Genomic DNA, 19,382 nt, shown 5'->3' on the forward strand with positions numbered 1-19,382 from the left:
GCGGGCTCAGCGCTGGTACCGAGCGACGTTCAGCAGCAGCCCGGCAGCCGCCATGCTGACGAGCAGTGACGTGCCGCCGAAGGAGATGAACGGCAGCGTCAGCCCGGTCACCGGCAGGCTGCCGGTGACCCCGCCGACGTTGATCACGGTCTGCACGAACAGCCAGGCGACGATGCCGCCGGCGAGCAATGTCCCGAACTGGTCCTTCGCGGCGAGTGCCACCTGCACACCGTAGAACGTGAGCAGGGCGAACCCACCGAGCACCGCCACCACCCCGACCATGCCCAGCTCCTCGGCGATGATCGCGAAGATGAAGTCGCTGTGGGCGAGGGGCACGTAGCCCCATTTGCCAGTGCCCGCGCCCACGCCGACGCCGGTCGGGCCGCCGTTCGCGATGCTGACGATCGCCTGGTACACCTGGTAGCCCTCGTAGTCACGCGTCCCCTCCAGGTCCATGAACGCCGTCCATCGGGACAGCCGCCGCGGAGAGCTGACGATGAACCCGAGGGCGGCCGTCGCGAGACCCGCCGAGCCGAACGCGAGCGGGGCGAGAGGAACTCCGCCGATGAACATCACCGTGATCACGATCGCGGCGATGACCACCGCCGAACCGAGGTCCCCCTGCAGCGCGGCCATGCCGGCGCCGAGCACGAGCACCCACGTGCACGGCCAGTAGGCGGCGCGCAGGTCTTCGAGCTGGGTCGATCGCCGCACGAGACGGTCGGCGCACCAAAGGAGCAGGGAGAGCTTCAGCACCTCCGACGGCTGGAAGCCGACCGGGCCGAAGGCCACCCACGCCTTGGTGCTGTTCACCTCGACCCCGACACCGGGCACGAACGGCAGCGCCATCAGCCCGAGGGAGGCGACGAGCAGGGGCGTGGCGAGGTGGCGCCACCAGTGGATCGGCGTGCGGAAGGCGACGCCGAGGGCGACGAGGCCGAGCCCCGCCCAGCAGAGCTGCTTGGTGAAGAAGCGCCACGGTGAGGCGCCGACGTGGAACGAGGTGATCGACGACGCGGAGAGCACCATCACGAGGCCGATCATCACCAGCGCGAACACCACCCCGGCGATCCAGTAGAACGCCGCGGGCGGCGGGCCGAAGGCGGCCTGCCTCTTCGCCCTCCTCGCGGGGTGGTGCCGGCGCGCCGCTGCCCGTTCGTAGGCCTGCCGGCGGCGATCCCCGATCACTGTCGTCGTCGCGCTCATCCCTCTTCCCCCTCTGCTCCACCGTCGCCGGCCACCAGTTCCCGAGCGAGCCGGGCGAAGTCGTCGCCGCGCTCGGCGTAACCCCCGTACCAGTCGAAGCTCGCGCACCCCGGCGACAGCAGCACCACGTCGCCGGGGACGGCCAGCTCGCCGGCGGATTGCACGGCCGCGGCCATCGTGGCGGCGCGCACCACCGGGGCGACGCCGTCGAAGACCGCGGCGACCACGTCGGCGTGCTCGCCGATCGCGACGACGGCGCGCACCCGGTCGGCGCCAGCAGCCATCGGTGTCAGGTCGAGGCCCTTGTTGCGACCGCCGGCGACGAGCACGACCGAGTCGAATGCGCGGATCGCGGTCGCCACCGCATGGGGCGTCGTGGCCTTCGAGTCGTCGTACCAGCGCACACCGTGCGCCTCGGCGACCAGCTCGATGCGGTGGGGCGGCCCGGCGAAGTTGCGCAGCGCGGCGCCTGCAGCAGCGACATCGGCGAGCCCCGCCTCGAGCACGAGCGCGGCGGCCGCGAGGCCGTTCGTCACGTCATGGGGGAGGCCACGGCGCAGCTCGGAGACCGTGCACAGCGGCCCGTGGGGGGTGGTGAGCACGTCCTTGTCGAGGCGGTACGGCGAGTCCGCTCCCCCGAACGTCACCTGCCGGCACGGCGCCGAGCGCAGCTTGCGCATCACGACCGCGTCACCGGCGAACCCGATCGCCACGTCGGAGTTGCGCGCGTTCGCCCAGATGCGCGCCTTCGCGGCTTCGTAAGAGGCCATCGACACGTGCCAGTCGAGGTGGTCCTCCGCCAGGTTCAGCCAGGTAGCGGCCTCGGCCCGGAAGGCCGGCGTCCACGCCAGACGGAAGCTCGTGCACTCCACGACGAACGCGTCTACGCCGAGGTCGAGCGCGCTCACGAGCGGGACGTCGGTGTTGCCGGCGTCCACCGCAGCCACGCCCGCCGCCTCGAGCATCGCCACGGTGAGCAAGGTGGTGGTGGTCTTGCCGTCGGTACCGGTCACAGCGAGCATCGGCCGCGGGCCGCCGGAGCGCTCCTGCTCCCAGCCGTAGGCGAGGTCGATCTCGGAACGCACCGCCACCCCGGCGGCGCGGGCGAAGCCGATCACGCGGTGCACCTCCGGCACGCCTGGTGCCGGCACGACGCTCGCCGAGCGCCGCACCAGACGGTCGAGCTCGACGTCGTCGAGCGGTCCGCCGATCAGATCGAGTCCGACCGTGGCGGCCTGCTCGCGCAACGCGTCGTCCACAGCGTCGTCGACAGCCACCACGTCGTAACCCCGGGCGCGCAAGGCCCGCGCCGCCGCCAGCCCCGCGACGGCCAGCCCGTACACCAGGACCGGCCCGCTCAAGGAAGCCCTCCCGCCATGTCCGACATGCGGGTGAAGTCCGCGATGAAGAGACCCAGCGCGCCGGCAACACAGACGCCACCGATGATCCAGAAGCGGATGATGACCGTCGTCTCCGGCCACCCGACCAGCTCGAAGTGGTGGTGCACCGGAGACATCCGGAACAGCCGCCGGGTGCGCCCGGAGGCCTTGAACACACCCATCTGCAACGCCACCGAACCTGCCTCCATCACGTTGATGCCACAGATCAGCGGTAGCAGCAGGTGGGTGTTGGTGGTGACGGCGAGCAAGCCGAGCGCGGCGCCCATGCCGAGCGCGCCCACGTCACCCATGATGATCCGCGCCGGTGCCGCGTTCCACCACAGGAAGCCTGCGCAAGCACCCGTGAATCCGGAGGCGAGCACGGCGAGGTCGAGCGGGTTGACCGTGCCCCCTTGCAGCACGCCGTAGATGTCGGGGTTGCGGAACGACCAGTAGCCGATGACCGTGAACGCGAGGAACCCGAACAGCCCGGAGCCCGCGGCGAGACCGTCGAGACCGTCGGTGACGTTGACCGCGTTCGTCGTCGCCCACGTCATCAGCCCGGTCCAGGCCACCCAGACCCACCACGGCACCTCCCACCCCGGATAGTCGAAGCGGGTCAGCGAGATGGTCTCGCTGACGTCGGTGGCGGCCACCAGCCAGGCGGTGATGCCACAGGCGAGGGCGAACGTCAGCCATCCCTTCTGCTTCCAGAAGATGCCCCGGTTGTGGGAGCGGCGCACCTTGATCCAGTCGTCGAGCAGGCCCATGAAGGCCATCGCGGCGATGCCGATCCACACGATCATCGCCTGGTTGGAGAACGCGAGGCCCTCGCGGGCGTGCGCGGCGAGCCATCCGACGAACGCCGCCCCGATGATCGCCAGGCCGCCCATGGTCGGCGTGCCCGACTTCTGCTGATGGTGATCCGGGCCGCGGTCCTCCTTGCCGAGGATCGGCTGGCCCATGCCCCGGGCGCGGAAGAACGAGATCAGGAAGCGGGTCCCGAACAACGAGACGAAGAGTCCGATCGTCGCCGCGATCATGATCGCGATCACGCGGCACCTCCGAGCAGCTCTCGGGCGACGGCCCGGTCGTCGAAGGGAACCACCCGGCTGCCCGTGGTCTGAGTGGTCTCGTGGCCCTTGCCGGCGAGCAGCACCACGTCGCCGGGCCGAGCGGCATCGAGGGCCGACGCGATGGCCGCCCGCCGGTCGGGGTTCACGGCGACCTTGCGCCGCAGTTCGGCCGACACTCCCGAGAGCACGGCGGCGATGATCTCGTCGGGATCCTCCGAGCGCGGGTTGTCGGAGGTGATCACGACCTCGTCGGCAAGCGATGCCCCGACCGCGCCCATCTCCGGGCGCTTGTCCCGGTCCCGGTCGCCACCGCAGCCGAACACGAGGATCACCCGGCCGCCCGGCGCCGACGCCGCCGCGGCGCCGAGCGCCTCACGCAGCCCGTCGGGGGTGTGGGCGTAGTCCACGATCACGGCGAACGGCTGGCCGGCGTCGACGGCCTCGAAGCGACCCGGTACGGGTGGCACGTGAGCGAGGGCCTCGACGATGTCGTCGTCGGACAGGCCGAGCACGGAGGCGGCGGTGGCCGCGGCGAGCGAGTTCGTCACGTTGAACCGCCCACCGAGCCCGACGCGGACCCGCAGGCCACGCCAGGTGTATGCGTGATGGCGGGGTCCGATCTCCACGTCCGTGACGTCGTCGAGGCCGAACCCGACGATCTCGATGTCGGAGGAGTCGGCCAGCAGCCGCCCGTGCACGTCGTCGACGTTGACCACGCCGGTCTCGCTCAAGCCCGACGCGAACAGCAGTGCCTTCGCCGCGAAGTACCTCTCCTCCGTGCCATGGAAGTCCAGGTGGTCACGCCCGAGGTTCGTGAACACGGCCACCCGAAAGCGTGTGCCGAGCACCCGATGCAGCGCGAGGGCGTGCGACGACACCTCCATCACGACCGAGTCGGTCTCCTCGTCGACGAGCTCCGCGAAGCGGGCCTGCAGGTCGGTCGCCTCCGGGGTGGTGAACACGCCGGTGAGCGTCCCGAGCACGGCGGTGCGCCGACCGGACTGCGCGAGCAGGTCTCCCAGCACGTGGGCGGTGGTGGTCTTGCCGTTCGTCCCCGTGACGCCGACCACGGTCAGCCGATCGGTGGGGTGGCCGTACACCGCGGCCGAGAACGGCCCCATCGCCTGGCGGACGTCGTCGACGATCACCTCCGCCACCGCCAGCCCGAGCGGTCTCTCGCAGAGCAGCGCCACTGCTCCCGCCTGGACCGCCGCGCCGGCGTGGTCGTGGCCGTCGGTCGTGGTACCCGGGACGCAGCAGAAGATCGAGCCGGGTCCCACCCGGCGGCTGTCGTGGGTGATGCCCGAGATGGCGACGTCGGTGTCCCCGAAGACTCGGCGAGGGCCGAAGCCGCCGCGCACGGTCGGGAGCAGCGCGCCGAGCGAGGCGGTGTGACGGGTCATCGCCCTACTCCGCGGGGCAGCCGGCGTCGCCGGGACTCGGCTCGACCTGCAGTTCGTGGATCGCGACCTGGGCCAGATCGGCGAAGAGCGGGGCCGCGGCGGTTCCGCCGAAGCGGTCCTGCGTGGTCGGGTCCGGCTCGTCGATCGACACGAGGATCGTCACCTGGGGGTCGTCGGCGGGGAAGAAGCCGACGAAGGTCGCGAAGTAGGCGCGCTGGCCTTCGTCTCCTTCGTAGGTGCCGTTGTCCTGCACCTTGTACCCGGTTCCGGTCTTGCCGGCGATGGAGATGCCCGGCAGCTGGGCCAGCTCGGCCGTGCCCCGGCAGACGACGTCGGTCATGATGTCGCGCATCTGCTCGGCGGTCTGCGTCTGCAGCACCCGCCGCGTCGTCGGCTCGGCGGTCGGCACCACCTCGCCCTCGGCGTCGATGGTCCCGGTGACGAGCTGGGGGGCGACGTAGACGCCGTCGTTGGCGACGGTGTTGACCGCCGCCGCGAGCTGCAGCGGGGTGGCCGCGAACCCGTAGCCGTAGGACATCGTCTCGCGCTCGGTCCCCTGCCACTGCGCGGCCGGAGCGAGGATCCCGTCGGACTCGTTCGGGAACGCGAGCCCGGTCGGCTGGCCGAAGCCGAAGCCCTCCAGGTAGGTGCCGAGCGTCTCGCTGCCGACGCGTGCCGCCGTCATCAACGTGCCGATGTTGGAGGAGTCGACCACGATCTCGCGCACCGTCATCGGCATCTCCACGTGCGAGTACGCGTCGGCGATCGTGAACTCGTACTCGGTGTCCTCGCCGAAGATCATCGACCCCGGGACGGACAGCTGGGTCTCGGGGGTGACCGCCCCCTGGTCGATCGCGGCGGCGATGCTGAACACCTTGGCCACCGACCCCGGTTCGTGGGCCTCGACCGCCGCGAGGTTGCCCGACGTGGCCCGCACGACGCCGTCTTCACCGCGCTGCACGCTCGCCACCGCGTACAGCTCGCCGGAGTCGACGTCCATCACGACCGCATGGCCGCCTCGGGCGAGCAGTTGCTCCACGCGCGCGACCAGGGCGTTCTCCACCTGGTACTGCACGCTGCGGTCCAGCGTCAGCACCAAGTCGGTGCCCGGCCGCGCGGCCTCGAGCACCCTCGATCCTCCCGGCATCGAGCGCCCGTTCGAATCCCGCTCCTTCACCATCTGGCCGTCGACACCGTGCAGGATCGACTCGTACTGCAACTCGAGCCCGGTCGCGCCCGCCCCGAACGGGTCGGTGCGCCCGATCACCCCCAGCCCGAGATCTCCTGCCGCGCGGACGCGCTTGGGCTCCTCCACCGCGTCGACGCCGGCGAGGTCGAGGGCGAGCACCGAGCTCGCGACCTCCTGGTCGAGCTGGCGGGCCACGTACACGAACGACTTGTCCCTGGCGGCCAGCTCCGCGGCGAGGCGCGACTCCCGCTCCGGCGTGAGACGCAGGACGGTCGCGAGCACGTGGGCGGTGGCCAGCGGATCACCCACCGCCATCGGGTTGGCGTAGATCGACGTCGACGGCACCGAGATGGCGAGCTCGGTGCCGTCGCGGTCGAAGATCGTCCCCCGATCGGCGCTCAGGGTGACGCTCGTCTCGCGCTGGGCCAGTCCGGCCTCGCGGTAGTCGGCAGCCTTCACCGTCTGGAGGATCACGACGCGCCCGATGAGCAGCCCGAACACCACCGCCGCGCATACGAACACCGACACCAGTCGCCGACGCGTGTTCCCGGCCCGGAAGCGGGGGGGTTTGGGGACGCGAGGAGTCTTGGGGGCGCGAAGGGGCTTGGGGACGCGAGGAGCGCTGACGAGCTCACGCGGGGGCGCGGTGCGAGGGGGGCGGGGCTTGGCCGCCGGTGCCGGTCGGCGCCTGCCGTGCGGCGGGGTGCGCCTGCCCGCCGCGGACGTGATCGACCCGGGAGAGCCGGGAGAGGAAGCGAGCTTGGGGCGCGGCGCGGAGCCGTGGCTGCGCGAGCCGCGGGCCGGGGGTTGGCCGTGGCGCTCTGCGGGCGCCGGCCGCCCATTCGTCGGGCGGCGCGTCGTCACGGGCTGGAGCTCACGAGCGCCTTGACCTCGCCGTACGCCGAGAAGGGATCGTCCGCGGAGATCCCCACCGACGGATCGGCGCCACCGGTGGACACGAGGATCGCTTCGACCACGCCGGGGCCGACCGCGACGAACGCCGTGTCGGAGCCGGGGATCATCCCGATCGACGCGGCGGCGGCGGCGAGGTACGCGGGAGAGCGCAGCTCCGCGCGCTGAAGGCGCAACTCGTCGAACCGCTCACGCTCCGCGTCGACCGCGCGCTCGACCCGGTCGAGCTCGAGCTGATTCTGGGCGAGGCGTGTCTGGAACACGGTCACCCCGAGCAGCAGCGCGAAGACGAGCCCGCCGAGCACGACGAACCAGCCGACCGCGGGCCGACGCCGCGGCACCACCGAAAGGCGGGTCGGGGCGGGGCGCGGCGCGTCGACGGTACGCACCGGACGTCGGCGCGTAGCGGGGGCGCTGGCGGGGAGGGCCATCAACGCTCGCTCTCGGCGGCTCCGCCGTCGGGAAGACGCTCCACCACCCGTAGACGAGCCGACGAGGACCGGGGGTTGTGCTCGACCTCGGCCGCGCTCGGGCGCCGCGGCGCCCGTACCAGGCGCACGGTGCGCACCGCGCCGCACACGCAGGGAAGATCGTTCGGGCAGTGGCAGCCACCGGTCTCGTGGAAGCGGAAGCGGTCCTTCACGATCCGGTCCTCGCCGGAGTGGTAGGAGAGCACGGCCACCCGCCCCCCGGCGTGTGTGGCCGACACCGCGGCGTCGAGCGCGCCGGGGAGCAGTTCGAGCTCACGGTTGACCTCGATCCGGATCGCCTGGAAGGTGCGCTTGGCAGGATGCCCACCCCGGCGACGCGCCGGTGCGGGGATCGCCTCCACGACGACGCGCGCCAGCTCCGACGTGCTCTGGATCGGGCGCGCGGCCACGATCGCCTTGGCGATGCGGGTGGCCCAGCGCTCGTCGGCGTGCTCTCGCAACACGTGAGCCAGTTCGGCCTCGGTGTAGCCGTTGACCACGTCGCCGGCAGACCACGGCTCGGTCGGGTCCATGCGCATGTCGAGCGGCGCGTCGTGGCGGTACGCGAAGCCGCGCCCGGCCGAGTCGAGCTGATGGGAGGAGACGCCGAGGTCGAAGAGGGCGCCGGAGATGGAGCGAAGGCCGAAGTCGGTCATGATGCTGGTGAGGCGGTCGAATCGGGCATGGACGAGCCGGGCGCGCCCACCGAAGGGAGCCAGGGTCTCCCGGGCGGCCGACAGTGCTGCCGGGTCCCGGTCGAGGCCGAGCACCTCGAGGTGGGGGTGTGCCGCGAGCAGGGCGCTGGCATGGCCTCCCCCGCCGACGGTGGCGTCCACCACCAGCCCCGGGGGGACGGCGGCGAACACCGCGACGATCTCGGCTGCCATCACCGGCTCGTGCTCGAACCGATGCGTTTCCATCGCGACGTGCCTCACACCCCCCTTCTGTGGATGGTCTGTCGTGGATTCGGTCGTGGATCGGGTCGTGGATCCGGTCGTCGATCGGGCGTCATCGGTTGCCTTCTCCCGCGATCTGGCCGGTGCCGATCGCACTCATCCGCGCGAATCGCTCCGGGTCCCAGAGCTCGATCCGGTCGTAGGCGCCGGCGACGATCAGCTGCTGGCCGGGGGTGAGCCCCGCGTAGGAGCGCAGGGTTTCGTTGAGGGTGATCCGACCCTGCGCGTCGAGCACGGTCTCGGCCATGTTGGCGGAGACGACGCGGAGCTCGGCTTTGTGGCGCTCACCGCGCTTGACCGCCTCCGCCATCTCTTCCAGCACGTCTTTCGACGCCTGCTCGGTCAGCACTTCGAGGCACATGTCCTGGCCGAAGGTGACGAAGCAGCGCGGCTTCAGGCGTTCCCGGTAGCTGACCGGCAGCGCCACCCGACCCTTGGGGTCGAGCTGTCGCTCGTCCGAGCCGGTGAACATCTGCATCGGGAGCTGCCTGCCTTCCGTGAAGAGCCGGGTTCCAAACCGCCTCTAAGCCCTGCCTGGGTGGCGCCACTTTGCCCCACTACCCCCCACATGTCAACTTATTCACCCCACAACGCCCCCCGAGGCCACCTGTGAGCCCCCGCGCGGGCCGTGCGCTGCCCCAGCATTTCCGCTCGCCCCGACCACGCAGCGTGGTCTTTCTTGATGATTCCGCGAATTCGCCTAAGGTCCGTCGGAGCGGGCGCCGATGCCACTTCTGTGCGCAGGAGGACAACGAGCGTGAACCGTCGCAACCATCGCCCGCCGTCGATCACCGTGCGAGCGGTCGCCGCAGCCGCCCTCGTCACCGTGATCGCGGTGTCGTCGCTCGCCGCGATGCCCGCCTCGGCGGCCAGCAGTCACCCGGGTGCTTCCCCGTCCGGTGTCGTGCTCCAGCAGGGCGACCGCAGCGACGCGGTGCGCGCCCTGCAATCGGCGCTGATCCGCAACGGCATCGCCGTCTACGGCGGAGCCGACGGGGTGTACGGGCCGAAGACCGCCGAAGCAGTCGCCGACTACCAGCAGCGCAACGGCCTGCCCTCCACCGGCGTCGTCGACACCGTCACCGCTCAACTCCTCGGGCTCACCGCCTCCCCCGACCTGCCCGCCCGCGGCCAACGCGGCGACGCCGTGCGCGCCCTGCAACAGGCCCTCGTCGACGCCGGCATCGAAGTGCGCGGCGGAGTCGACGGCGTCTTCGGCAGCGGCACCGCCGCCGCCGTCGAGGCCTTCCAGCGCGCGAAGGGGCTCCCCGCCACCGGAGTGGTCGACATCCGCACCGCGCTCGCGCTCGGCCTCCTCGACGGCAGCACCCCCGACCCCGGCGCGAGCACACCCGATACGGAAGCCCCGCCGGCCACCCTCGCCCCCGGCACCGACCTGCCCCGCCTCGGTCAGCGCAGCGATGCGGTGCGCGCCCTGCAATCGGCGCTGATCCGCAACGGCATCGCCGTCTACGGCGGAGCCGACGGGGTGTTCGGGCCGAAGACCGCGGAAGCAGTCGCCGACTACCAGCAGCGCAACGGCCTGCCCTCCACCGGCGTCGTCGACACCGTCACCGCTCAACTCCTCGGGCTCACCGCCTCCCCCGACCTGCCCGCCCGCGGCCAACGCGGCGACGCCGTGCGCGCCCTGCAACAGGCCCTCGTCGACGCCGGCATCGAAGTGCGCGGCGGAGTCGACGGCGTCTTCGGCAGCGGCACCGCCGCCGCCGTCGAGGCCTTCCAGCGCGCGAAGGGGCTCCCCGCCACCGGAGTGGTCGACGTCCGCACCGCGCTCGCGCTCGGCCTCCTCGACGGCAGCACCCCCGACCCGGGCCCGAGCACACCGGCGCCCTCGCTCACCTTGGAGGAGTTCCCGATGCAGGGGCTCTGCGCCTTCGGCGACACCTTCGGCGCGCCGCGCTCTGGTGGGCGCACCCACGAGGGAGTCGACATCATCGCCGACGCGGGCAAGCTGATCTACGCCGTCACCGACGGCACGATCACCAAGCTCGTCTACGACGTCCCCGGATCACGCGGCGGCAACAACCTGCGGCTCACGATGGACGACGGATCGAACACCTACTTCTACTACGCCCACCTCTCCGGGTTCGCCGACGGGATCAAGGTCGGGTCGAAGGTGCAGGCCGGCCAGATCCTCGGTACGAACGGCGAGACCGGCAACGCGCCCATCCCCCACCTGCATCTCGAGGTGCACCCCGGCGGCGGCGGGCCTGTGAACCCCTATCGGTACGTGAAGGCCGTCGACGCGTGTGACGTCACCGAGGCGCTGCCTCAGCCCTGAGCACGGCGAGGAACGCCTCCCGCACCGCGGGTGCCGAGACACCCGCCGGCGCGCACGCAGCCACGTCGGCGAGGTGTGCGGCCGGCGGACGGGACGACAGCAGGCGCTCGTAGCGCTCGGGTTGCCAAGACAGGTGCAGCAGGCACTGGAACCGGGCTCCGGCGCGTGTGCGGCGCTGGCTGATCCCGACGAGCTTGCGCCCGGCTCGATCGAGCACCTCGCCCGGACCGGTCCCGGCGAAGCAGACCTCGGGCGTCCACGGCGAAGGCAGCATCGGGCCCCGGTGCACCGACACCGCGTCGGCGCCGAGGGCGCCGAGCGTTGCCGCCCACACCTCGCCCAGCCACCAAACCGCGCGGCCGACGTCGTCGAGCCAGAGCGGGTCGCCGTGGGGCAACAGCACGTCGAGCCATACGGATTCGCCGGGCCACAGCAGCACCGCTCCCCCGCCGCTGCGCCGGCGCACGATGTCGACGCCCGCGCGCGAGCACGCGTCGAGGTCGGCGGCCGCTTCCCGCTGTGACGACCCGAGCACGAGTGCCGGGCACTCCGCGACCTCGAACCACCAGAGCGCGCGCTCGAGCGTGGCCGGCAGCGACCGTGCGTGGAAGTCCCCCGCCGCGCCGCGTCGGACCTCCCCGGTCGGCCACACCCGTCAGCGAGCCCCGGCGAGGTAGGGCACCCAGGCCTCGGGCACGCGCGCGACGGCCACCGCCACCCAGGTGAGCTCCCGCGGCGCCCGCGGCACCCGCGCGAGCCGCATGCCGGCCTCGTCGGGCGTGCGGTCGCGCTTGCGCAGGTTGCAGGGCCTGCACGCGGCGGCGACGTTGTCCCACACGTGCTCTCCTCCGCGCGAGCGCGGCGTGACGTGGTCGATCGAGTCCGCATGCGCGCCGCAGTACTGGCAGCGGTGCTCGTCGCGGGCGAACACCGCCCGGCGCGACAGCGCCGTTCGGCGGTGGTACGGCACCTTCACCAGATACCGCAGGCGGATGACGAGCGGGCTCGGGACGCTGAGCGACGCCGAGCGCATCACGTGCCCGTCGTGCTCGACGAGATCGGCCTTGTCGGCGAGCACGAGGCAGGCGGCCCGCCTGCTCGGCACGACGCTGAGCGGCTCGTAGGTGGCGTTCAGGACGAGCGCGCTCCGCATCGCCTTACCGCCTCACCGGCGTTGGGCATCCCATTGCCGGACCCACCTCAGGTAGTTCAGCACATCGTCCGGCTCGGGTCGATGCATCGCGTCGCCGTACTGGGTGGTCAACCTGAACCGCAGGTAGTCGCCGGCAGGCACCGGCAGGAACGGGCGCCGGCGCCACCAGCCGCGGGGCGCGGTGCGGGCCGCCTGACGCAGCGCCGTCGGCCACAGGCCCGGATGCCGGGCGACGGCGGCGAGCACGGCCAGCCAGTGCACCTTCAGCCCACCGCCTCGTGGACGAGCGCGGCGGCACCGACGAGCGAGCCGTCGGCGCCCAGCCCGACCGGGCGGATGAGCGAGCCCGCGGCGAAGGCCAGCCGGGCGCGCTCGGACAGCTCCTGCTGGGCGGCGTCGAAGAACGGCGCGCCGAAGCCGAGGGCAACGGATCCGCCGACCACCGTGAGTGGCAGGTCCAACAACGCGACGACGCTCGCCACCGCGCGGCCGAGCAGGCGGCCGTTGCGCTCCATGATGGCGAGCGGAGCCCGTGACGGGGGCCGGCCCGTCTCCGCCCTGACCGCCGGCCCGCAGATGTAGGCCTCCAGGCAGCCGCGCCCACCGCACGCGCAGGGCAGCCCGTCGGGCTCGACCACGACGTGGCCGATGTGGCCGGCGTTGCCGAGGCGGCCCCCGAGGAGCCGCCCGTCGAGCACGATCCCGCCACCGACGCCGGTGCCGACGACCACCGCCATGCAGTTCTCTGCTCCCCGCGCGGCTCCGAGCCACCGCTCGGCGAGCACCAGCGCCTTCGCGTCGTTGTCGACGAAGGTCGGCAGACCGGTGAGCTCGATGATGTTCCGCTTGAGCTCGAAGCCGCGCCACGCCGGGATGTGCAGCGGCGAGACCTGCTCGCCCCCGGGCGACATCGGCCCGCCGCAGGCCACACCACACGCGACGACGTCGACGCCGTGCACTGCCGCAAGCACGCGGCGCAGCAGCGCGGCGGACGCCCGCCAGGGTTCTCGCGACGGCGTGGGCACGCGATCGCGCACGAGCACCCGGCCTTCGACGGTGACCACTCCCGCAGCGAGCTTGGTGCCGCCGACGTCGAAGGCGAGATAGGCGTGCTCGCGCTCCATGGCGAACCGACGGTAGTGCACGAGCCGCTGTCCGGTGGTGCCGCGAGCAGGTCTAGCTTGTGCCTCTGTGACGGCAGAGCCCCTCCCTCCGCACGCCTCGTTCGTGCACCTCGTCGACGCTGTCGTTCGCAACGTCGGCAAGGTGATCAAGGGCAAGGACGAAGCGATCGAACTGGCGCTCATCTGCCTGCTCGCAGACGGTCACCTGCTCATCGAAGACGTCCCCGGGGTGGGCAAGACCAGCCTCGCGAAGGCGCTGTCGGCGTCGATCGACTGCACCTGGCGCAGGGTGCAGTTCACTCCCGACCTGCTGCCGACCGACCTCGTCGGCGTCACCGTGTGGCGCAAGGGCACCGAGACGTTCGAGTTCCAGCCGGGACCGGTGTTCGCGAACATCGTGCTCGCCGACGAGATCAACCGCGCCTCGCCGAAGACCCAATCGGCCCTGCTCGAGTCGATGGAGGAGCGCCAGGTCTCCGTCGACGGCCGTACGTACGCACTGCCGCGGCCGTTCCTCGTCATCGCCACCCAGAACCCGGTGGAGCAGGAGGGCACCTATCGCCTGCCGGAGAGCCAGCTCGACCGGTTCCTCGTGCGGCTGTCGCTCGGCTACCCCGACCGAGAGAGCGAGCTCGCGATCATCGAACCCGGCGCCGGCTCGGAGGCCGCCGACGCGCTCGAGGCGGTGGTCTCCCACGACGACGTCTTGGCGATGGCGGCGGCGGCGACACGCGTGCACCTCGCCCCGGTGCTGCGCGGCTATCTGGTCGACCTCGCCCACGCCAGCCGCCGCCATCCCGGGCTCTCGCTCGGGCTGTCGCCTCGCGCGACCGTGCAGCTCGCCCGCGCCACACGGGCGCTGGCCGCCGCCCGTGGTCGCGACTACGGCATTCCCGACGACGTGAAGGCACTTGCCGTGCCCGTGCTCGCGCACCGCATCTCTCTCCGCCACGACGCGACGGTGCGGGGCCTCACCCCCGAAGGTGCGATCGAGGAGATCCTCGCCTCGGTCTCCGTCCCGAGCGGTCGCTAACTCCGATGCCGACGAGGCAGGCGTGGCTGCTCGTTGCCGCCGCTGCTGCGACGGGCCTCGCCGGGCGCGTGTTCGGGGTGTATGAGCTGTTCCTGCTGGCCGCCGGCTGCGTCGGGCTCGTCGTCGTCGCCGTCTTGCGCACCGCTTCACGCCGCCCGCGCCTCGAGGTGACCCGTCTCGTCCATCCGCCGAACCCGAGCGTCGGAGAGCACGCCCGCGTGGAGCTCTCGCTGCGCGCCGGGTCCGCGACGCCGTCGCTGGAGCTGTGGGAACCCGTGGGTGATCTCGGCGGCGCGTCGCTGAACGTCTCGGCGCTGCGCTCGGGTGAGCGCGCCAGCGCCGTCTATCGCCTGCCGACCGACCGGCGTGGGTTGGTGAGTCTCGGCCCGACGTCGATCGAGCTGCGCGACGCGTTCGGCCTCGCTCGCCTGACCCGCTTCGTGGCCCCCGCCGGCGAAGTGCTCGTCTACCCGCGCTGGGAGCTCGTCGACCTGCCCGTCCTGGGGGGCGGATCGGGCCCGCTCAGCCGCGCGCTGCGCAGGCGCTCGCTCGCCCACGTCGACGCCGACGAGTTCCACGCCCTGCGCGACTACGCCGTGGGCGACGATCTGCGCCGCGTCCATTGGCGCCAGTCCGCCCGGCGCGACGACCTCGTCGTGCGCCAGACCGATCCTTCGGCGCACCTCGCGCTGACCGTCGTCCTCGACCTCCACGCGTCGAAGTACACCGCCGGTGGTTTCGAGCGAGCGGTGTCGGCGGTGGCCAGCCTGGTCGCGAGCGCCGCCCACGGGCGGCGCCGGCTGCGGCTGCTCACCACCGACAGCGACGAGCACCTGATCGACGACCACCACCTCGGTCCGGTGATGGAGCACCTGGCACTGGTCCAGGTCTCCTCCGGAAGGGTGCCGCCGCGGGTCCGCCACGACGCGGAGGGGCTGCACGTCGTGATCGTCGCGTGCGGGGTCGCCGACCCGACACGGCTCAGCGCGCTCTCCCGGGCGGCAGGGATTCCCGACGCCGGCGTGGCCGTCTGCTGCGACGTCGGGGGTGAGATCCCCCAGGGCTGGTTCCGGGTGGACGCCGTCGTCGCCGACGACTTCGCCCGGTCGTGGGCCGGCCTCGTCGGACGGCGCGCCGGTGCTCCGCCAGCCACGTCGACAGCCGTTCTCGCGACGGAGGTGCCCGGGGAGGTGGTGGTGTGAGCGCCGTCGCCGACGACCGGTCGCTGCAGGGGCGCCGCGCAGCGCGGCTCGCCGCCACGCTCACCCTGGCCGCGCTGACGCTCGCCACCGCCGTCTCCTTCTCGCGGATCTTCGACGGATGGGCCTTCTTCAGCGCCGCGATTCTGGTCGTCGCCGTCGGCCACGGCGTGCCGACGCTGCTTCGCTGGTGGCGGGTGCCGGCCTGGCTCGCCGTGCCGCTCGCGCTCGCCGCGGTGGTGGCCGCGGTCTCGTGGGTGCAGTACCGCGACACGATGTGGGCGATCCTGCCCACTGCCGACACCTGGAGGCTGGCGAGCACCGAGCTCGCCGACGCTTGGCGCCAGCTCGGCGAGGCGATCCCACCGGTGCCCCACCTCGGCGGGTTCGGGGTCATCGCCGGCCTCGCGCTCGGGACGAGCGCCGTGCTGTCCGACGCACTCGCCTTCCGGGCCGACGGGCGGGTCGAGGCCGTGGTCCCCTCGGGTGTCGTGTTCATCGCCGTGTCGGCCGTCGGAATCGATCGCAACCGCGTCTCGTCCACCGTGCTCTGGCTCGTCGCCGCGCTCGCCGTGGTCGCCGTGCTCCGCGCCGTGCGTGCCGCCGAGAGTGCGGTGTGGATCGGCCCGCGCGCCGGGGCGGCCTGGTTCCGCCGGAGCGCGGGCGGGATCACCCTCGCCGCGCTGGCCGGGTTGGTCGCGGCCACCGTCGGTCCGCACGTGCCGGGAGCCGGCAAAGAGGCCTGGTTCGACCCCGACCCCTCCGGCGGCGGCAGGACCGAGGTGTTGAGCCCTCTCGTCGACATCCGCGGCCGGCTGACCGACCAGGGCACGACGGTGCTGTTCACGGTCATCACGGATCAGCCCGCTTACTGGCGGGTCACCGGGCTGCCGAGCTTCGACGGCACGCGGTGGGGGTTGCCCGACAGCACCCTCGACGAGGCGGCGGGCCTGCTCGCCACCCCGCCCCCGTTCTCCGCCGCGGTGCTCCAGCGCTTCGAGATCGAGGCGCTCGGCGGCAAGCTGGCGCCCGTCGCGTATGCGCCTACCGAACTGCGCCGGACGAGCCGCGACCTCTACTTCGTGCTCGACACCGCCACGCTCGTGGTGACCGGCGACGGGCTGGAGCGCGGCGACTCGTACGAGATCGTGTCGGCGCTGCCCCAGCCCTCTGCCGAGATCCTGCTCGCCGGCACGGCGATCGCTCCGCCGGACGAGATCTACCTCGAACTGCCCGAGTCGTTCACCCCCGACCTCGCCGCCGTCGCGCAGCAGGTGGCCGCCGGCGCGGTCACCCCCTACGAGCAGGCCCTCGCCCTGCAGGAGTACTTCCGCGGGTTCGAGTACGACCTCGAGGTCCCCGCCGGCCACAGCACCTCGGCGATCAAGGACTTCCTCGAACGGCGGTCCGGCTACTGCGAGCAGTTCGCGGGCACGTTCGCTGCGTTCGCCCGCTCGCTCGGGCTGCCGTCGCGGGTCGCGGTCGGCTTCACGCAGGGCGAGCGCGGCGGCGACGGCCGGTATCGGGTGCGCAGCCTCAACGCGCACGCGTGGCCGGAGGTGTGGTTCGACGGCATCGGCTGGGTGCTGTTCGAGCCGACCCCGTCACGCGGGGCGCCCGGGGCAGAGGGCTACACCGGTGTGCCTCCGGCCCAGGCCGAACCGCCCGCCCCGGAACCGCCGCCCACGTCGACCACCTCGACGAACCCGAACGCGAGCGGGCCGACGACGGTGCCGCTCAACGTCCCCGACGAGGCGGACCCCTCCGGGGGGTCGGCCGACGATGCAGGCAACACTCGCGGCGGACTTCCGGCATGGGTCACGTGGGTGCTGGTCGCGCTCGCGCTCGTGCTCGCCTGGATGATCTCGATGCCACTGGTACTCGCCCACCTCGCCGCACGGCGCACGGCGAACGACGAGGTGCTCGCCCTGTGGCGGGCGACGGCCAACACCCTCGACCTCTGCGGCATCCACCCCCGCCGCGGCGACACCCTCGTGGAGCATGCCGGCCGCATCGCCCGATCGTCGGGGCTCGATCGCAACGAGCTGCGTGAGCTCGCCAGCGCGGCGACGGTTTCGCTCTACAGCGAGCACCAGTTCGACGACAAGACGCTGCGGCGCCTCCGCCTCGTCGGACGACATCTGCTGGCCAGCGCCCGCGCGATGCTCCCCTTCCGCCGCCGGCTGATGACCCGGCTCGACCCACGGCTGGCCTGGCGCCTCGCCGGCACGTGACGCCTGCGGCGGCGCTCAGTCGCCGCGGCGGCGGGCGGCGAACCTGGCGTTGCGCAACGCACCGGTGACGTCTTGCAGGCCGGCCTTGCCCATCGCCCGCGCGGTGCGCTCGATCACCACGAGGCAGGACAGCATGGCGACGAACGCCGCGAACGCGGCGAGGAAGTGCACCTGGAGCAGCACCAGCAACAGCGCGAGCGACACCACCAGCCCGACGACGGCCCACCGCAGGGTCTTCGCCCCGTGCGAGTAGAGACCCGACGAGGACACCGCGCTCGCGAACTTGGGGTCGCTCTGCAGCTGTTCTTCGATCTGGCGGAGGATGCGCTGTTCGTCTTCCGAGAGCGGCATGCCGAGCGCCTCCGTGTGCTGCCGGGGTGGGTGTTGCAGGGTCCATCCTCTCACGGATGCCGGCCCCCTACAACGCGAACGACAACGCGAACGACAACGCGAACGACAACGCGGGAGACCCTCAGGCCGGGCCCCACGGCGCGGACCCGGGACGATCCTGCGGGCGGCGGGCGGCGAGGGCGCTCGTCGGGCCGATCGCACCCGAGCCGAAGCGCTCCCGGATGCCGTCCAAGGCATCGCTCGCCGGGCTCCAGGCGAGATCGACGTCGGGGGCGCTGCCGGGAGCGTCGCCGACGACGGCATCGAAGGTGAGCTGTTCGGTCGGGGCGACGAGATGCGAGCCGGAGACACCGAGCAGGCGCACCCCCGGCGTCGGGTCGACCTGCGCGAGCAGCGGCTCGAGCGCCCTCACCAGGCCCGGTCCCGTGGTCAGCGGCACCGGCATCGTCACCGAGCGGGTGATCGTGCGAAAGCCCGCGAAGCGCACCTTCAGCGTCGCCGTGCGGCACCCCACCCCGTGGTGGCGCAACCGGGCGGCGACGGCGTCGGCGAGGCGCACCATCTCGGCGTGGACCTCGGCTGCGGTGCACAGATCCGCGGAGAACGTCTCCTCGTGTCCGATCGACTTGACCGCACGGTCGGGCTCGACGCGGCGCGGGTCGACGCCGTTCGCCAGGGCGAACAGGTGCCGTCCGTGAGCGGCACCGAGCGCGAGCACGAGTGGTCTCTCCCCCAGCGCCGCGACGTCGCCCACCGTGCGCACCCCGAGCCGCTCCAGCTTCACGAGCGTCGCCGGCCCGACGCCCCACAACGCCTGCACGGGATGAGGGTGCAAGAACGCGAGCTCCTCGCCCGGGCGCACCTCCACCACACCGCGCCCAACGCGCACCCCCGACGGATCTGCCTTCGGCTTGGCCGCCTCGGAGGCGAGCTTGGCGACGAACTTCGTGGCGGCGACGCCGACCGAGCAGGTGAGCTCGAGCTCGTCGTGGATCCGCGTCCGCAGCCGGTGCCCGATCTCGACGCCGTCGCCGAAGAGGCGCACCGCACCGGTGACGTCCAGGAACGCCTCGTCCAGCGCGATCGGCTCGACGAGCGGGGTCACCTCGTGGAAGATGCGGTGGACCTGCCCGCTGACCTCGGCGTACAGGCGGTGGTCGCCGGGCAGGAACACCGCCTCCGGGCAGAGACGGCGCGCCTGCACCGACGGCATAGCCGAGTGCACCCCGTACCGGCGGGCCTCGTAGCTGGAGGCGGCCACCACGCCCCTGCGCCCGGTGCCGCCGACCACCACCGGACGCCCGACCAACTCGGGGCGCCGGCGCAGCTCGACCGACACGTAGAAGGCGTCCATGTCGACGTGGCAGATGGTGCGCGCGCCCGACACGACGGCGT

General features: G+C 72.5%; 18 protein-coding genes. 4 read left to right on the forward strand and 14 right to left on the reverse strand.

The genetic code is table 11. The features are described 5' to 3' along the window. Positions 1–6: 6 nt before the first annotated feature. The 8 genes from IPM43_00840 to IPM43_00875 all read right to left on the reverse strand — a co-directional run bounded on the left by IPM43_00840 (position 7) and on the right by IPM43_00875 (position 9,069). On the reverse strand, positions 7–1,206 hold the full coding sequence (locus IPM43_00840) for a cell division protein FtsW (GenBank protein ID QQS24977.1): 1,200 nt from the start codon (positions 1,204–1,206) through the stop codon (positions 7–9). Beyond that, complete coding sequence (gene murD, locus IPM43_00845) at positions 1,203–2,567, reverse strand: UDP-N-acetylmuramoyl-L-alanine--D-glutamate ligase (GenBank protein QQS24978.1); 1,365 nt, start codon at positions 2,565–2,567, stop codon at positions 1,203–1,205. Before murD ends, IPM43_00840 begins: the two co-directional genes overlap by 4 nt. Continuing rightward, on the reverse strand, positions 2,564–3,640 hold the full coding sequence (gene mraY, locus IPM43_00850; protein ID QQS24979.1) for a phospho-N-acetylmuramoyl-pentapeptide-transferase: 1,077 nt from the start codon (positions 3,638–3,640) through the stop codon (positions 2,564–2,566). The genes murD and mraY overlap by 4 nt, the downstream gene beginning before the upstream one ends. Continuing rightward, the gene (locus tag IPM43_00855) at positions 3,637–5,064 is read right to left on the reverse strand and encodes a UDP-N-acetylmuramoyl-L-alanyl-D-glutamate--2,6-diaminopimelate ligase (GenBank protein ID QQS24980.1); all 1,428 of its coding nucleotides are present in this window, start codon (positions 5,062–5,064) and stop codon (positions 3,637–3,639) included. Before IPM43_00855 ends, mraY begins: the two co-directional genes overlap by 4 nt. 4 nt (positions 5,065–5,068) lie before the next feature. After that, positions 5,069–6,781 carry a penicillin-binding protein 2 gene (locus IPM43_00860; GenBank protein QQS24981.1) on the reverse strand — a complete coding sequence of 571 codons (1,713 nt, stop codon included), beginning with the start codon at positions 6,779–6,781 and terminating at the stop codon, positions 5,069–5,071. Between the two features lie 332 nt (positions 6,782–7,113). Continuing rightward, a complete protein-coding gene (locus IPM43_00865) occupies positions 7,114–7,554 on the reverse strand; it encodes a hypothetical protein (protein ID QQS24982.1) in 441 nt (146 codons plus the stop codon). A 41-nt stretch (positions 7,555–7,595) separates the two neighbouring features. Further along, positions 7,596–8,555: a 16S rRNA (cytosine(1402)-N(4))-methyltransferase RsmH gene (gene rsmH / locus IPM43_00870; protein ID QQS24983.1), complete on the reverse strand. Its 960-nt coding sequence runs from the start codon at positions 8,553–8,555 to the stop codon at positions 7,596–7,598. An 88-nt stretch (positions 8,556–8,643) separates the two neighbouring features. Further along, the gene (locus IPM43_00875; protein ID QQS24984.1) at positions 8,644–9,069 is read right to left on the reverse strand and encodes a cell division/cell wall cluster transcriptional repressor MraZ; all 426 of its coding nucleotides are present in this window, start codon (positions 9,067–9,069) and stop codon (positions 8,644–8,646) included. Between the two features lie 279 nt (positions 9,070–9,348). Here IPM43_00875 and IPM43_00880 point away from each other — a divergent pair, with 279 nt between their 5' ends. Next, positions 9,349–10,893, forward strand: coding sequence for a peptidoglycan-binding protein (locus tag IPM43_00880; GenBank protein QQS24985.1), 1,545 nt, complete (start codon positions 9,349–9,351; stop codon positions 10,891–10,893). Here IPM43_00880 and IPM43_00885 read toward each other — a convergent pair. Genes IPM43_00885 through IPM43_00900 form a run of 4 tightly spaced genes read right to left on the reverse strand, consistent with a single transcriptional unit; the run spans position 10,868 to position 13,170 of the window. Then, positions 10,868–11,545, reverse strand: a complete 678-nt coding sequence (locus IPM43_00885; GenBank protein QQS24986.1) for a hypothetical protein — start codon at positions 11,543–11,545, stop codon at positions 10,868–10,870. The two genes, IPM43_00880 and IPM43_00885, sit on opposite strands and share 26 nt — an antisense overlap. A gap of 3 nt (positions 11,546–11,548) precedes the next feature. Beyond that, positions 11,549–12,046 (reverse strand): HNH endonuclease, encoded by a 498-nt coding sequence (locus IPM43_00890; GenBank protein ID QQS24987.1) that lies wholly within the window; start codon positions 12,044–12,046, stop codon positions 11,549–11,551. Between the two features lie 12 nt (positions 12,047–12,058). Further along, positions 12,059–12,307, reverse strand: coding sequence for a hypothetical protein (locus IPM43_00895; protein ID QQS24988.1), 249 nt, complete (start codon positions 12,305–12,307; stop codon positions 12,059–12,061). 2 nt (positions 12,308–12,309) lie between these two features. Beyond that, entirely contained in the window at positions 12,310–13,170 is an 861-nt protein-coding gene (locus IPM43_00900; GenBank protein ID QQS24989.1) for an ROK family protein, read from the reverse strand. A 37-nt stretch (positions 13,171–13,207) separates the two neighbouring features. Here IPM43_00900 and IPM43_00905 point away from each other — a divergent pair, with 37 nt between their 5' ends. The 3 genes from IPM43_00905 to IPM43_00915 are packed head-to-tail and all read left to right on the forward strand — an operon-like array spanning position 13,208 to position 17,636. Further along, a complete protein-coding gene (locus tag IPM43_00905) occupies positions 13,208–14,203 on the forward strand; it encodes a MoxR family ATPase (protein QQS26279.1) in 996 nt (331 codons plus the stop codon). A 5-nt stretch (positions 14,204–14,208) separates the two neighbouring features. Continuing rightward, on the forward strand, positions 14,209–15,405 hold the full coding sequence (locus tag IPM43_00910) for a DUF58 domain-containing protein (GenBank protein QQS24990.1): 1,197 nt from the start codon (positions 14,209–14,211) through the stop codon (positions 15,403–15,405). Then, complete coding sequence (locus IPM43_00915; protein QQS24991.1) at positions 15,402–17,636, forward strand: transglutaminase domain-containing protein; 2,235 nt, start codon at positions 15,402–15,404, stop codon at positions 17,634–17,636. Before IPM43_00910 ends, IPM43_00915 begins: the two co-directional genes overlap by 4 nt. A 15-nt stretch (positions 17,637–17,651) precedes the next feature. On the opposite strand, the gene IPM43_00920 is transcribed toward IPM43_00915, so the two are convergent. Continuing rightward, positions 17,652–17,987 carry a DUF3040 domain-containing protein gene (locus IPM43_00920; protein ID QQS24992.1) on the reverse strand — a complete coding sequence of 112 codons (336 nt, stop codon included), beginning with the start codon at positions 17,985–17,987 and terminating at the stop codon, positions 17,652–17,654. Positions 17,988–18,108: 121 nt separating this feature from the next. Beyond that, positions 18,109–19,356, reverse strand: coding sequence for a DNA polymerase IV (dinB, locus tag IPM43_00925; protein QQS26280.1), 1,248 nt, complete (start codon positions 19,354–19,356; stop codon positions 18,109–18,111). Positions 19,357–19,382 lie beyond the last annotated feature (26 nt).

Source organism: Actinomycetota bacterium (assembly GCA_016700055.1).
In the GTDB taxonomy this organism is placed as follows: domain Bacteria; phylum Actinomycetota; class Acidimicrobiia; order Acidimicrobiales; family Ilumatobacteraceae; genus Kalu-18.

Excerpts from the sequence above, each read along its gene's own strand:
- IPM43_00840 (QQS24977.1), bottom strand. The coding sequence starts at position 1,206 with ATGAGCGCGACGACGACAGTGATCGGGGATCGCCGCCGGCAGGCCTAC.
- IPM43_00855 (QQS24980.1), bottom strand. The coding sequence starts at position 5,064 with ATGACCCGTCACACCGCCTCGCTCGGCGCGCTGCTCCCGACCGTGCGC.
- rsmH (QQS24983.1), bottom strand. The coding sequence starts at position 8,555 with ATGGAAACGCATCGGTTCGAGCACGAGCCGGTGATGGCAGCCGAGATC.
- IPM43_00875 (QQS24984.1), bottom strand. The coding sequence starts at position 9,069 with ATGCAGATGTTCACCGGCTCGGACGAGCGACAGCTCGACCCCAAGGGT.
- IPM43_00890 (QQS24987.1), bottom strand. The coding sequence starts at position 12,046 with ATGCGGAGCGCGCTCGTCCTGAACGCCACCTACGAGCCGCTCAGCGTC.
- IPM43_00900 (QQS24989.1), bottom strand. The coding sequence starts at position 13,170 with ATGGAGCGCGAGCACGCCTATCTCGCCTTCGACGTCGGCGGCACCAAG.
- IPM43_00910 (QQS24990.1), top strand. The coding sequence starts at position 14,209 with ATGCCGACGAGGCAGGCGTGGCTGCTCGTTGCCGCCGCTGCTGCGACG.
- IPM43_00920 (QQS24992.1), bottom strand. The coding sequence starts at position 17,987 with ATGCCGCTCTCGGAAGACGAACAGCGCATCCTCCGCCAGATCGAAGAA.